This window comes from Nocardiopsis endophytica (genome assembly GCF_027706725.1).
Lineage (GTDB): Bacteria > Actinomycetota > Actinomycetes > Streptosporangiales > Streptosporangiaceae > Nocardiopsis_A > Nocardiopsis_A endophytica.
On the sequence record NZ_JAQFWQ010000038.1, the window covers coordinates 16,155 to 29,999 of the forward strand.

Sequence of the window (13,845 nt, forward strand, 5' to 3'; positions counted from 1 at the left end):
GAGTCACAAGCCCTTTCCGGCCTCAGGGGTCATGGTTCGGTGCGCGGGCGCCGGCCGCGCCGAGCGGGTCGCCGCCGCGGCGAAGCTCAGCACGGTGGCGCCCAGCAGGTGCAGGCTGTCGAGGTGGTTGCCGCCGTGGCCGGTGCGCGGCGCGCGCCACAGGGCCGCGTCACCGCCGGCGCGCCGCAGGGCGTCGACGACGGCCGAGGTGTCGTCGGCGGCGACGCGGGAGTCCTCGTCCAGGACGATGCCGAGGAAGCGGGGCAGGCCGGCGGCGCCGGGCGGCAGGCTCCTCGCGCGGTGCAGCGGGGAGATCCGCCGGAGGCGGGCGTTCCGGCCGGGGTCGTCGGGTCCGCCGAACTCCTCGATCCAGTGCCGCCCGAGCGGGTGCGCGGCGAGGTTGAGCAGGTCGAGCGGGGCGGCGGTGCTGACCACCCCGGCGCACAGCCCCGGTGAGCCCAGGGCGCAGCCGGCCGCCACCACCCCGCCGTGCGAGGCTCCGGCCAGGACGAGCAGGTCCGGCCGGGTGAGCCCGGCGGCGACGAGCCCGCGCGCCACGGCGGCCAGGTCGTCGATGCCGCGCGCCTTGGCCGCGCCCCGTCCGGCCTCGCGCCAGGCGGCGCCGTGCTCGCCGCCGCCCCGGATCTGGGCGGTCGCGTACCGGCCGCCGTGGCCGACCCATGCGGGGACCGTCGGCTCGAAGGTGGCCAGACTCGGGACGCCGAAGCCTCCGTAGCAGGTGAGGATCAACGGGGTGGGACCGCTCGCGTCCGCGGGTGAGGTGACCACGACGGGGACCGCCGCCCCGTCGTCGGCGGGGAGGTCGAGCCGCTCGGTCCGCGCCCAGGGGGACGGTGGACGCGGGGCCCTCTGTGCGGCGGTGGTTGGGCTTGTGGGCCGGCCGGGAGCCTTGTGCGTGTGGTGCTCGGCTCGGCGGTCCTCGCGTGGCTGTTCGTCGGTTGCGTGGGTGCGCGGGGGAGGGGTGGAGTCGTCGTTGAGGCCGTCCGTGCCGTCGTCCGCGGTGGTGGTGACCGCGTCCGGTTCGGTGAGTGCGGCGGCGGACGGTGTGGGCCCTGCCCCCGGTGCGGCGGTCCGGTCCGCGCGCAGGGAGGCGCCATGCTCAATGCGGGAGGCAGGACGCAGCAGCTCATCGGCCTCGACCACGCGCGGCGGCAGGACCGGGCCCTCGATCAGGGCGTGGAACCGGCCCGCGTCGGCGCCCACCTCCGTCGCGACGGCCGGTTCGCCCTCGTAGGCCACCGGGCGGTCGTCGACGGCCTCCCCCTCGCAGATGCACACCAGCACACTGCCGCCCGCGCGCACCCCGGACACGAGGACATCGCGGAGTCCGTCGCCGCCGAGTGCAGCGACGGACGTGATCCGAAGGGACGGGTCCTCCCAGGACCACCTCTCGGCCCCGTCGCGCGCATTGAGGACGGTGAGGCGCCGCCCCGTGTCCACCAGGGCGTCGTCTCCTGCGCCGAGGACGCGGACGACCGCCGGGAACGTGCCGAGCACGGCGCCCGTGGCGCGGTCGGTCAGGACGGTGGCCGCGCCGGGGCGGCTCTCGGCCAGCAGCCCGCGCCGCCCACCGGGGAACAGCCGGAGCCGCACGTCCGGCGGCGCGGCCGAGGTCCGGAGCTCCCCGCTCTCCGCGTCGAGATCGACGAACCGGCGCGACCCGCCCGCCACGAGCTCTAGGCGGGAGGAGTCCCCGCTCCAGAGCATGGTGTCGTAGCGGCAGCGGACCTCCGCGTACGTGCGCACCCGGCCCGTCGCGGTGTCGACCAGGACCAGGGCGGCGTCCTCGTCCGCACGCTCGGCCAGCTGGACCGCGATGTGCCTCCCGTCCGGGGAGGGCGCCATGCGCAGGATGTGCCCCTCGGGCTCGAAGACCGGAACGGCGTCGCCGCTCGTGGAGGGGGCGCATGAAGAGGAGTCGCCGACCCGGTAGATGCCGCGCCGCCCGCGCCCGGGGAGCCTGCTCAGGGCGAATCCTCGGTCGGGCAGGCCGGGGCGGCCGTGGTGCTCCCACTCGGACAGGGCGGCGTCGAGGGCGGGGACGATCTCCGGTACGTCCTGAGGAGGTGTGGTGTCCATCACCGGCCGATGGGGTCGAAGGCGCCGCCGTGCCAGTGCAGGTGCCCGCCCTCGTCGAGCGGGCTCGGCACCGCGAGGGTGTCGAACCGGTCCTCGCCGACCAGGTGCAGTTCGGCGTCGCCGCCCCTGGTCACCGCGGCGGTGGTCCCGGTCGGGTCGAGCGCGACGGCCCTGCGCTGCGCGGGCGCGTCGCCGACCGGGTCCCAGGGCAGGTGCCCGGGCTTCGGCGGGTGCGACATCGCGGGGAGGTCCCTTCGGAGCAGGGGCTCCAGCCCGGGGCCGGACCGGTCGACGACCGTCAGCGCGTCCCCGTCCGGGTGGATCGTCGCCACGGCGGCCCGGCCCCCGCCGAGCGCGAACCGGAACGCCAGGCCCGGCGGCAGCTCCAGCGCCCGCGCGTCGCCCGTGGCGAGGTCGATGTCGACCAGGTGGTTGGTCCACTCGGTCCACTGCGCCGGGGACGCCGGGCCGCCGCGCACCACGCCCACGGCACGGCCGGTGTCCGGGTCGAAGCGCAGGTAGAAGGCGCGCCCGGGCACCGGCCAGGGAACCGTGCCGAGCATTCGCGGCACGCCCCCTTCGACGGCGAACCGCTCCAGGCCCCGGCCCGTCGCGGTCGCGGCCGTTCCCGTGCGCTGGTCGACCACGTCGCCGTGGCCGTCGTCGGCGATGTCCTCGGCGATGGTGCCGGTGATCCGGGGCACGTGGGCGCCGGTGTCCAGGCACCGGGCGAGCGGGAACGCCTCGAGGGCCCCGGGCTCGCGGTGGCGCAGCACGACCGTCGGCGCGCCGCCGTCCCGGTCGGGCACCACCAGCACCCCGGGCTCGCCCGAACGTGACCGGAATCGCACCGAATCCCCGCTCCGCAGGTCGGCGACGGTGACCACGTCGCTCCACGGGGCCTCGTTCGCGCCGAGGCCGCTCGTCACCACGACGTGGCGCCCCGTGGGGTCGCAGGCCAGGTGCTCTGCGGGGATCGCCACCGGGATGCGCCGCTCCCCGCCGGGGCCGTGCACCACGAGCGCGCCGGCCCGGTCGTCGACGAAGGCCAGCTCCGCGCCGGTCGCGCCGTCGCGCGGAAGCGCCAGCACCCCGGCGTGCTCGGCGAGGTGTCCGCGGCCCAGGGGCCGGACGCCGGTGCCGTCGGCGGTGTAGGTGCGGCCCGCGCGGTGGTCGGCCACGAAGAGCGTTTCGGGATTCATGGGGAAGACGCTATTGGAAATGATTATCGTTCTCAAGTAAAGTGCGCATCGCTCCCGAGGGAGCACGTGTCGGAACACGTCCGACACGTCCTGTCGCAATGAGAGGACACCGCCATGGACCAGCAGATCGCCACCGAGGTCGAGGAGTCCGAGCAGCTGGCGCACCTGTCGGCCTCGCACTCCAACGCCCTGGTCGCCAACCCCTTCGACGAGGCCGTCACCGCCGAGATCGAGGAGTCCGAGCAGCTGGCCCACCTGTCGGCCTCGCACTCCAACGCGCTCGTGGCCAACCCCTTCGAGTGACCGGATCCGGCCGATCCGTCTGACCGTGCCGCGCGGCCCTTCCTCCGCGGCGTGGCCGGTCCGGCGTGAATCCCCGGTCGGGCGGTCGGCGGACCGCCCGACCGGGCCCCTCTGTGAGCACGGCGCCCCGAGGCCGGGGCGCCATCCCCGGAAGAACCCCCGCCAGGGCGGTTCGAGAGAGGCCCCGTGAGGCGCAGATGACCACCGACCCCCTCATCGCCCGCGTGCCGGGAACCGGAGCCGACGCCCTCGTCGGGCACGACGGCACCGGTGCCGTGCGCACCTCCTCGGGCCGGTTCCTCCGGCTGCAGAACCCGGCGCCCGGCCTCGTCCGCGCGCTCACCGGAGCACCGGAAGAGGACGCCGGGGGCGCCGGGGAGGGCGAGGACGGCGGGGACACCGGCGGCGCCGCGTACGCGCACAGGCTCGCCGCCGAGATGGCCTCCCGCGAGGCCGACGACGCCGAGCGCCGCTGGCCAGCGGAACGGCGGAACGTCGCACTCATCGGCCATGGCGCCCCCGTCGACGCGCTGGCCGATGCCCTGGACGGGTGGGGCCTGTCCGCAACGCGCTTCCCCGACGCTGCGGACCTGCCCGCCGACCAGGGCTGGGACCTCGTCATCGGCTACGCCGACTCGCCCCGCGAACGCGCGGGGTGGGACACGTTGGACACCCTCCCCGAGCGCGGTACCGCCTGGCTGCGCGCCTACCGCGAGGGCACGGTGTGCTTCGTCGACCCCATCGCCGTCTCGACCGACGACCCCACCGCCGAGCAGGTCCGGCGGCGCCGCCTGGCGGCGAGCCCCGTGCCCGGCGAACTCGACGCCTGGCAGCGCGGCGCCGCCGCCTCACCCCGCGCCCCCGAGCCGCTCTCACCGGCGGCGTCCACGCTGCTGACCGGCCGGATGCTCACCGTCGCTCTCGCCTGGGCACAGCGGAGCGACACGCTGGAGGGGTACCGCAGCATGCTCTTCATGTTCGTCGCCGCAACCGGGGCGCTCAGCGAGCACCCGGTGCTGGCCTACGACGCCCCGTCCGCCATCGCCGGCGCGGCGGCCCACCCGTCATGACGGAGCAGGGGGACGACCACCGGTGCCGGATGCCGGACGGGACCCTCCTGCGCGGTCGGTGGTGGCGGGCCGTGCGGGACGCGCGGGGCCTCGTGCTGATCCGCACGCCCTACGGCGCCGACCAGCACGCGTCGACCGCGCGGTCGTGGAGTGAGCGCGGATACCACTGCCTCGTGCAGGACGTGCGCGGACGGTACCGGTCGGAAGGGACCTGGTCACCGTACGCACACGAGCACGACGACGGCGGAGAGGTCCTGGTCCGGCTCACGGCCGAGCACCCCGGACTCCCCGTCGTCGTCTACGGGGCCTCCTACGCCGCCCACGCCGCCCTGGAGGCCGCGCGCGCCGCCACGCGCCGAGGGGACGGGGCCGGTCCGGGCCCCGTCGCGGCGGTCATCGCGCTCGTGCCCGCGCTCGGCCTGGCCGAGACCGCTTGGGACGCCGGGGGCGAACCGCAGATCCGGCACCGCATCGGGTGGTGGCACGAGCACGGCCGCACCCGCCGTCCCGAACCCCCGCTGCCCCCGGACGAACTGGACCGGCGGACCGCGCAGGCGCGTGAGCACGGCGTCATCGACGCCGCCGACCACTGGGGCTGGACGCGGGAGGCGCGCGCGGCCTGGCGGCGGCTGTGGACCGCCCGGCGGCTCGACCTGGCGGAGCGCTACCGCGGCATCACCGCGCCGCTGCTGGTGATCAGCGGGGACGAGGACTTCTTCCACCACGACGCCCAGCGCCTCGCCAGCGCATGGAGCGGCCCGAGCCACCTCGCCAGCGGCCCCTGGGGGCACCTCCTCGTCGGCGGGGTCGCCGACACGGCCCTGCGGGCCCGCATCGCCGGGGCCGGAGGCCTGAAGCACGTCATCGACCCCTGGCTGTCGGCGCACGGCCTGCCCGGAGTCCCGGCGGAGTGGACGGACATCCTCGCGCCGCCACCCGCGTGCCCGCCCGCGCGCCCGCCCTCGCGCCCGGAGCCGCCGCGGACCCGGTCGGTCCTCGACCCCGCGGCCGGGGCCTGGCGCCACGAGAGGACCGTCCATGCCTGAGCCGCCCCACCGCGTTGATCTCGGGAAAGACGCCCCTACAAGCGCGGTTCTAGCGTCGATTCTCCCGAGATCAACGCGGGTCTCGCCCCGTCCTCCGCACCTTCGGCCCCTAAGGATCCGCCGATGACCCTGACGAAGACCGACGCCCACCCGCCGCGACCCGCGCCCGGGGCCGCCCCCGCGCCGGGCGCGGCGGCCGTTCCCGGCCGGCCGACCCTGCCCGTCGAGGCGCTGGTCGATCCCGAGTGCGGCATCATCAGATCCGTCCGGGAGGTGCCGCACCCCTCCGGGGCTCCGGCCTCCTACCTGGCGATGACCGCGTCCGTCGCCGACGCGCGGCGGCTCGGCGAGTGGCCCGCCGACCGCGTCTCCCTGGGCACCACCTTCGGCGACCGCGACCAGGCGAGGATCGCCGCGATCGCCGAAGGGGTCGAACGCTACTGCGGGAACTGGCTCCCCGCCGAGCTCCCCCCGGACGAGCTGCGCATCTCCACCCGCGCCGAACTCGTGGCCCAGGGAGCCGACGTGATCGGCGCGGCCGAGCTCCCGGTCTTCGCCCCCTGGCAGTACGACCGCGACCGCTTCCCCTACCACCGGCTCACCGACGACACCCCCACGCTCTGGACGCGCTGCGCCGACCTCGACGGCGCCCGGACCTGGGTGCCCGCCTCGCTCGTCTACCTGAACTGGCGGCAGTCGCGCTTCCGGCACCTGCCCCGCACCCACCACCTCAACTACGCGGGCATCGCCACCGGCCAGGGCGCCGACGACGCGCGCGACCGCGGGGTCCTGGAGGTCGTCGAGCGCGACGCCCTCGAACTGTGGTGGCACCTGGACGGGCCGACCTTCGGCATCGACCCCGCGAGCGTGCCGGGGCTGGAGGAGGACCTGGGCGGCAGCTCGCTGGACGTCTCCCTGGTGGCGATGCCGTCGGAGTTCGCGCCCGCCGTCGCGGCGCTCGTGCACGACGAGGAGCGCGGCCTGTACGCCGCGGGCTTCTCCGCCTCCTGCGACCCGGTGCGGGCCGCCCGCAAGGCGGTCCTCGAAGCGGTCCACACGTGGGTGTACACCCAGGGGTGCACCGCCGCCGACGGGTGGGTGTTCCGCGCCGTCGAACAGGGGCTGATGGCCCGCGGGCTCTACCTGGACTTCCGCGAGGACGCCTCCTACCTGGACGCCGCCGGGGAGCAGTGCGGGAACATCATCGACCTGGGCGCGCACGTCCAGCTCTGGCTCGACCCGCGCGTCCACGGCGAGGCGCGGCGCTTCACCGAGCCGGACCTGGGCACCCGGCCGATCACCGCGGTGGAGCCGGTCGAGATGGGGGAGGTGTACCGGCGTCTGGCACGGCGCGGGCACCGGATCCTCACCCGCGACCTGACCACGTCCGACATCCGCCGCACGCCGCTGCGCGTGGTGCGGACCCTGATCACCGGGCTGGTCCCCAACGCCCCCGCCGCCTTTGCCTACCTCGGCATGTCCCGGTTCAGGGAGGCCGCCGCCGAGCGCGGGTGGCGCACGGAGTGGGACGGCACCCCTGAGGACTTCACGCTCATCCCGCCCCCGCACATGTAAGGCTCCCGTGTACTCCACCGACCACCTGACAGCGGTGCCGCCCGGCCTTCCGCCCGGCCTGGCGCACGCCTTCGCCGCCGACCCTCCCGGGGAGGCGCGCCCGCCCGGGCCGCGCGTGAACCCTTGGGGTGCGGCGGGTGCCGTTCCGGTGGCCGTGCCCGGGCGGCTCGGGGACCTGCTCGGCGGCCTGTGGTCCGGGGAGGGCTTCCACCGGCTGGAGGACGGGACCCCGACCAACGTCCGCAGGCGCCCGGTGCCTTCGGCGGGCGGGGCCTACCCGGTGCAGACGCATGTGGTCGTGGGCGCTTCCGGTGCGCGCGGGGACGGCGGCGGATCCCTGGAGCCGGGCCGGTACGTCTACGACCACGACCGGGACACGCTGCTCCGGCGCGCCGACGTCGACTCCTACACCGACACCGACACCGACACCGGCGCTGGCGCCGACGGCGCCGTCGGGCCGGGAGCGGGGACCCACGTGGTCCTGACCGTGCAGCCGGGCCGGAGCTACGGCCGCTACCGCCACCGGGCCTGGCCGCTGTGGATCGCGGACACGGCCTACGCGCTCGCCGCCGTGGAGTTCCTGACCCGCGCCTCGTCCGTGCGGCTCGGACCGGGGGCGCCCTTGCGCGGCCTGCTCGGCGTGCCCCGCGCGGCCGAACACGAGTGGTGGACCCGGCGCGGGCTCGCCCCGGAGATCCCGCTCGCGTCGATCGAGCTGCCGGACACGTGGTCGGTGGACGCCGGGCGCCGGGAGGCTTTGGCCGCGCGCCGCTCGCCCGCGATCGGCGAATTCGCCGCGGCGGCGCGGGCCCGGCTGTGCGTCGTCGGTTCAGCGGCCCGGGTTCCCGAGACGCGCGGGGCCGTCGAAGCGTGCGAGCAGGCGTGGGTCCTCGGGGCCCACCGTCTGGAGACCTGGTCCGTCCCCGTGGACGCGTCGACCGCCGCCGTCGCCGAGGTGCTGTGGCGGGCCCACCGGGAGGCGGCCCACCTGTGCTATTCGAGCGCCCTGACGGGGGAGTGGCGTTGTCGGCCGGTGTCCGGTTTCCGCGCGGTGCAGGGGCGTTGGACTGTGCACGCTGTGGCGATGCTTCCTGGATCTGCCGAGTGCGGCGTGACCGGGCCCGGTACACGTTCGGCCGAGGAGGTCGCGTGATGGTGATCGTTCGAGCGCCTTGGCGGGAGGCGACCCGCTCCGCTGAGCCCACTGCGCCCGACGGGGGCGCCTCCGGAGTGGGCGACGGTGTCCGTTCGAGCGGCGTCGTGTCCGTCCGGGCTGACCGCCCCCGATGCCCTGACCGGCACCACGACCTTCGGACGCCTGCTGGGGGCGGACGCGACCGGCGACTGTCCCACCACCCCGGCGGACGGCATCGCCCGGGTGCCCGGGAGGGGGACTCGGCAATGAAGTGCGTTCCCGCAAGGCGTCGGCTGGAGGAGACCGCCCCATGATGATCGTCCGAGAGCTCTGGCGGGAGGCGGCCCGGTTCCCCGCCGCGCTGGCCTGGAGCACCGGGCTGTTGGCGCTGGTGTTCCTCACCCATGTCGCCCAGGCCGTCGCGATCGCCTGGTCGATGTCGGCCGTCCTGCGCGGGCGGCCCGAGGACGTGCTCGCCGCGCTGGCGCTGATCGTCGGGATCGCGCTGGCGCGCACCGCCCTCTCGCTCGCCCAGGCCTCGGCCGCCGCCGGGCTGGGCGGCCGCGTCCGGCAGGCCCTCCGCCGCCGCGCGATGCGCGCGGCGCTGGTCCCTGAGCGGCTGCACGATACCGATGCCAGGGACGGATCGATGCGCGCCGCCCTCGGCGACGGTGTCGACGGCACCGATGCCTACGTCTCCAAGTACATCCCCGCCATCGCGCAGGTGTTCCTGGCCTGCCCGGTCGTCGTCGCCGCGCTGGCAGTGCTCTCCCCGGTGGCGGGGCTGTGCGTGGCGGCGGGGATCGTGCTGGCGCTGCTGGGGCCGATGGCATGGAAGCGCATGATGGCCCGGCGCGGCCTCGACCACTGGGACAGCTACGAGGACCTCAGCTCCGACCTCCTCGAATCCCTGCGCGGCATGGCGACCCTGCGCACCCTCGGCGACGTTCCCGGGACCCGGCGACGGCTGCACTCCCGGTCCGAGGCGCTGCGCGGGGCCACCGAGCGTGTCATGCGGGTCTCCCTGGCCGAGACCGCCGTCATCGACTTCGCGGTGCAGGCGGGCATCGTCGCCGCGGCGGTCGCGGCCCTCGGCCACGCCGCCTCCGGGCAGGGGCCCGCCATCGAGGTGTATCTGATCCTGCTGCTCTCCTCGGAGGCGTTCCGGCCGATCCGCGACCTCTCGCGGCACTGGCACGCCGGGTTCCTCGGGCTGACCGCCATCCCCGGACTGGCCCGGATCGGCGCCTTCGCCTCGGGGCAGGCCCCGGAGGGGGTCTCGGAGCGAGGCCTCCCGGAGAGCGGAGACCCGCAGGGAGCCGCATCCCGGACGTCCGACACACCGGCCGGTGGGCCCACCAGCGGCCCCACCACGGAGCAGGCCGATGAGCTGCGCGTCTCCGGGCTGGGCTTCCGCTACCCCGGTGCCCGCGACGACGTCCTGCACGACCTCGACCTGACCGCGCGGCGCGGGTCGCTCACCGCGATCACCGGGGAGTCCGGGGCGGGCAAGTCCACCCTGTTCGACCTGGTGCTCGGGTTCCTCGCCCCGGACCGGGGCGGCATCACCCTCGACGGCTGGCCGGTGAGCCCCGACGACGTCGCCGTGGTCTCCCAGCGGCCGGTGCTCTTCGCCGGGAGCATCCGGGACAACCTCGCCGTCACCCGCCCCGACCGCCCCGACCGCTCCGACCGCTCCGACGAGCAGGACCCGGACGACTCCGACCTCGCCGCCGCGTGCCGCTCGGCCGGAATCCTCGACGACGTCCGGCGCCTGCCGCAGGGGTTCGACACCGAGGTCACCGAGGCGGGGACCAACCTGTCGGGCGGGCAGCGCCAGCGGCTCGCCCTCGCCCGCGCCCTCCTCGCGCGCCGCCCCGTCCTCCTCGTGGACGAGCCGACCAGCGCCCTGGACGCGGCGCGCGCCGCGGAGGTCGTCGACACGCTGCACCGCGTCGCCCGCGACCGCATCGTCATCATGATCAGCCACCGCCCCGAGACGCTCACCGGCGCGGCCGACGTGCTGCGCCTGGACGCCGGACACCTGGAGAGGAGCGCCCCGTGACCACCGTGTCCGCGCTCCGCGCCCTGCGCGGCCTGCTGCCCGCCCTGCGCCCCGAATGGCGCGGAATGCTCTGGAGCTACCTGGTCGGCACCGTCAGCGCGCTCGCGCTGGCCGCCCTTACCGTCCTCACGGCGTGGGCGGTCGGCCGCGCCGTCGTCGAGGGGGAGCCACCCGGGGCGGTCTGGTGGGCCGCCGTCATCGGGCTCGTCGTGCTGCGCACCGTACTGACCTGGCAAGAGATGGACGTCTCGCACGCCCTGGCCTACCGTGTGCTGGCCCGCTTGCGGATGGCCCTGTTCGACGCCTACGCGCGCAGCGTCCCCGGGCGGCGGCGCGAGCACTCGGGGCGGGCGGCGACCGTCGCCATGGGCGACATCGAGAAGCTGGAGTTCTTCTACGCCCACACCGTGGCCCAGATCGGGGCGTCGGTCACCGTGTTCCTGGCCGCCCTGGCCACAGCGACCGTCCTGCTCCCGCAGGCCGGCGCGGTCATGCTCGTCGGGAGCGCGGCGGTCGCGGCGTCGGCCTTCGCCTGGGCCCGGACGGCGCGGCGGCTCGGCGAGGAGGAGCAGCGCGAGCGGTCGGCCCTGTCCGCGCGGATGGTCGACGCGCTCGGGGCGCTGCGCGAGGTGCTCGCCTACGGGCTCGCGCCGCGCATCGTCGCCGAGACCGACGCCGCCACCGCCGCGGCCGCGGCGACCACGCGCCGCCGCGAACTCGTGGCGCAGCTGGTCACCGCCCTCCGGGAGCTGATCGTGACGGCCGTGGTGATCGGCGTCATCGCCGTGAGCGCCTCGGCCGCCGGGGTGCTGTCCGGCTCCGGGGCGGGGGCCGCGCTGTCCCCGGCGCTCCTGCCCGCCCTGGTGGCGCTGGCCGTGGCCGGGGTCGCCGCGACCACGGAGGCCGCCACCACGCTCAGCCAGCTCCACCCGCTGGTCGCCGGGGCCGACCGCGTCGCCGCCGGGATCAACCGGCCCCCGGTCGTGTCCGAGCCGGCGGCGGCGCGGCGCCTGCCCGTGGGCCCACTCGGGCTCCGCTTCCGGGACGTGGGGTTCGCCTACGACGGCCGGGAGCCCGTGCTCGCGTCCTGGTTCGCCGAGATCGCGCCCGGTGAGCACGTCGGCCTCGCCGGGCCCTCCGGCGCGGGCAAGAGCACGGCCGTCGCGCTGGCCGCCCGCCTGTGGGACCCCGCCTCGGGGGCCGTCGAACTGGTCGGCGGGGACGGGGACGCCGTGGCGCTGAGCGAGCTCGACGACACCGACCTGCGCGGCGCGGTCGCGCTGGTCGACCAGGACGCGACCCTGTTCCACGGAACGGTGCGGGAGAACCTCCTGCGCGGGACCGGGACCCGTCCCGACGCGGATCTGGCCGCCGTGCTGGAGCGGGTCGGCGCCGACGGGTGGATCGGCCTCGACGACGGCCTGGGCGAGAGCGGGGTGCGGCTGTCCGGAGGGCAGCGGGCACGGCTGTGCCTGGCCCGCGCCCTGGTCCGGAGCCCGCGCGTGCTGCTGGTCGACGAGGTGACCGCCAGCCTGGACCCGGCGACCGAGCGGGCGATATCCGACGTGATCGCCGGTTTCGACGGCACCGTCCTCATCGCGTCCCACCGGGCGGAGACCCTGGCGCGGTGCGACCGGGTCATCCGGATCGAGGGCCCCGGGGAGCGGGGCGGTCAGGCGCCGGTGACGACGCGCATGGACACGGCCGGCACGTCGCCGCCGTCGCGGTAGTGGCAGTGCGGACCGTCGGCGATGACCGCGCTCGGGGTGGAGCACGCGCTGCCCATCGGTTTCGCCGATGACACCGAGGTGGTGCCGCCGGATCGGTCGCGACGGCCGTGGGCGGGGGCCGTCGGACGGCCCCCGCCCACGGTTACGCCGGTCAGCGCGCGGGGCGGGCGTGGGGGCGGGACGAGGGGGACGGTCGCGGCCCGCTCGGCCGCGCCGCCGTCAGGGGCGGTACTTCGGCGGTCCCCCGCGGCCGTGGCCGAAGCCCCGGCCGTGCGGACCGCCCCGCCCGGGGCGGCCGCGCTGCTTGGAGAGGTACCGCGACGCCCCGCCGAGGGCCTTGTCGATGTGGCGGTCGTACTTGCCCCCGGTGCGCTGCTTCACGGTCTCCCCGGCCTTGCGCAGATGCCGGTTCGCCGCGTCGGGGTTCCTGCGGACGTAGCTGAGGACCTGCCGGAACAGCCTCTGCAGGTTGGCCATATCGTGGTCACCTCGTTCCCGAATACCGCCGGAGAGCGCGTGTCCCCCTCCCCGGAGCGGAGATGCGACATGTCGCGTCACTGCCGAGTCTAGGAAACCGCCGTAAAATCCGTGTTCGGAACCGGGGTCACAAGGCCCTATCCGCGCCTCCGCGGCGGGCGGGCCCGGGCGTCGTCGCGGGCGGCCACCAGCCACTCCAGGCCCGCACCGCCGCGCACGACGGGGTTGGACAGGCCGCCCACGCCCTCGATCCCGATGTGGACCACGTCCCCCTCTTCCAGGGTGAAGTCCATGTCCGGGACGATCCCGGTCCCCGTGGCCAGCACGGCCCCGTCCGGGAAGGGCTGCCCGGCGAACAGGTGGGAGAGCAGGTCGGCCGGTTCGCGGCGCATCGCCGTCAGGCCGATTTCCCCGGAGAAGGCGGTCGCGCCCCCGCGCTCCACCGACATCGACACGCGCAGCGCGCGCCAGTCGGGCACCAGCCATGCCGGGCGCACCACCGGGGCCAGGGCGCAGCTCCCGGCGTAGACCTTGGCCTGGGGCAGGTAGAGCGCGTTCTCCCCCTCGATGCTGCGCGAGCTCATGTCGTTGCACACCCCGTACCCCACGACGTCGCCGAAGGCGTTGGCGACCAGCGCGAGCTCGGGCTCGGGGACGTCGAGCGCGGAGTCCTCGCGCACCGCGACCGGCTCGCCGTCGGTGACCACGCGCCAGGGGACGGCCTTGAAGAACAGCTCGGGCCGCTGCGCGGTGTACACCCGCTCGTACAGGTCGGCGCTCCCGCTCTCCTCCCGGCGGGCCTCGCGGGAGCGCTCATAGGTGACCCCGGAGGCCCACACCTCCGTTCCGCCGTCGACGGGCGGCAGCAGGAGCGCGTCCGAGGCGGGGACGGGGGAGGGGTCCCGTGCGGCGCGCTCGGCCAGGGCGCGGATCTGCGGCAAGGGGAGGCGCAGCAGGTCCGCCATCGTCGCGGTGCCGGGCAGGGGGTGCACGGCGCCGCGGTCGGCGGAGTACCAGCCGACGCGGGGGGCGCTCCCGGCGGCGGGGGAAGGGTGATCGGTGAAGCGAACGAATCCGTCCACGGTCGGTACCAGCCTCTCCGGAGTGCCCCGCGGCGCGGGGGTTGACGCCCGTCCACCCCC

The 13,845-nt window shown here is 76.0% G+C and carries 11 protein-coding genes; 7 read left to right on the forward strand and 4 right to left on the reverse strand.

From position 1 onward, the window contains the following. Positions 1–3: 3 nt before the first annotated feature. Together O4J56_RS14755 and O4J56_RS14760 are read right to left on the reverse strand one after the other, a co-directional pair. Entirely contained in the window at positions 4–2,100 is a 2,097-nt protein-coding gene (locus tag O4J56_RS14755) for a prolyl oligopeptidase family serine peptidase (protein ID WP_270686354.1), read from the reverse strand. After that, positions 2,100–3,302, reverse strand: coding sequence for a hypothetical protein (locus O4J56_RS14760; RefSeq protein WP_270686355.1), 1,203 nt, complete (start codon positions 3,300–3,302; stop codon positions 2,100–2,102). The genes O4J56_RS14755 and O4J56_RS14760 overlap by 1 nt, the downstream gene beginning before the upstream one ends. 114 nt (positions 3,303–3,416) lie before the next feature. Here O4J56_RS14760 and amiA point away from each other — a divergent pair, with 114 nt between their 5' ends. The 7 genes from amiA (at position 3,417) to O4J56_RS14795 (ending at position 12,226) form a co-directional block, all read left to right on the forward strand. Then, entirely contained in the window at positions 3,417–3,605 is a 189-nt protein-coding gene (amiA, locus tag O4J56_RS14765) for a streptamidine family RiPP (protein WP_270686356.1), read from the forward strand. A 197-nt stretch (positions 3,606–3,802) separates the two neighbouring features. Then, entirely contained in the window at positions 3,803–4,675 is an 873-nt protein-coding gene (locus O4J56_RS14770; RefSeq protein ID WP_270686357.1) for a hypothetical protein, read from the forward strand. Further along, positions 4,672–5,721, forward strand: coding sequence for a CocE/NonD family hydrolase (locus O4J56_RS14775; protein WP_270686358.1), 1,050 nt, complete (start codon positions 4,672–4,674; stop codon positions 5,719–5,721). The genes O4J56_RS14770 and O4J56_RS14775 overlap by 4 nt, the downstream gene beginning before the upstream one ends. A 123-nt stretch (positions 5,722–5,844) precedes the next feature. Then, positions 5,845–7,296: a YcaO-like family protein gene (locus tag O4J56_RS14780; RefSeq protein ID WP_270686359.1), complete on the forward strand. Its 1,452-nt coding sequence runs from the start codon at positions 5,845–5,847 to the stop codon at positions 7,294–7,296. 7 nt (positions 7,297–7,303) lie between these two features. Further along, on the forward strand, positions 7,304–8,449 hold the full coding sequence (locus tag O4J56_RS14785; RefSeq protein WP_270686360.1) for a nitroreductase family protein: 1,146 nt from the start codon (positions 7,304–7,306) through the stop codon (positions 8,447–8,449). Positions 8,450–8,741: 292 nt separating this feature from the next. Beyond that, positions 8,742–10,496 (forward strand): ABC transporter ATP-binding protein/permease, encoded by a 1,755-nt coding sequence (locus tag O4J56_RS14790; protein ID WP_270686361.1) that lies wholly within the window; start codon positions 8,742–8,744, stop codon positions 10,494–10,496. Continuing rightward, positions 10,493–12,226 (forward strand): ABC transporter ATP-binding protein, encoded by a 1,734-nt coding sequence (locus O4J56_RS14795; RefSeq protein ID WP_270686362.1) that lies wholly within the window; start codon positions 10,493–10,495, stop codon positions 12,224–12,226. The genes O4J56_RS14790 and O4J56_RS14795 overlap by 4 nt, the downstream gene beginning before the upstream one ends. Positions 12,227–12,445: 219 nt before the next feature. Here O4J56_RS14795 and O4J56_RS14800 read toward each other — a convergent pair whose 3' ends face one another. Together O4J56_RS14800 and O4J56_RS14805 are read right to left on the reverse strand one after the other, a co-directional pair. After that, a complete protein-coding gene (locus O4J56_RS14800) occupies positions 12,446–12,703 on the reverse strand; it encodes an antitoxin (RefSeq protein ID WP_270686363.1) in 258 nt (85 codons plus the stop codon). A 137-nt stretch (positions 12,704–12,840) separates the two neighbouring features. Beyond that, entirely contained in the window at positions 12,841–13,785 is a 945-nt protein-coding gene (locus O4J56_RS14805; protein ID WP_270686364.1) for a fumarylacetoacetate hydrolase family protein, read from the reverse strand. Between the last annotated feature and the right edge of the window lie 60 nt (positions 13,786–13,845).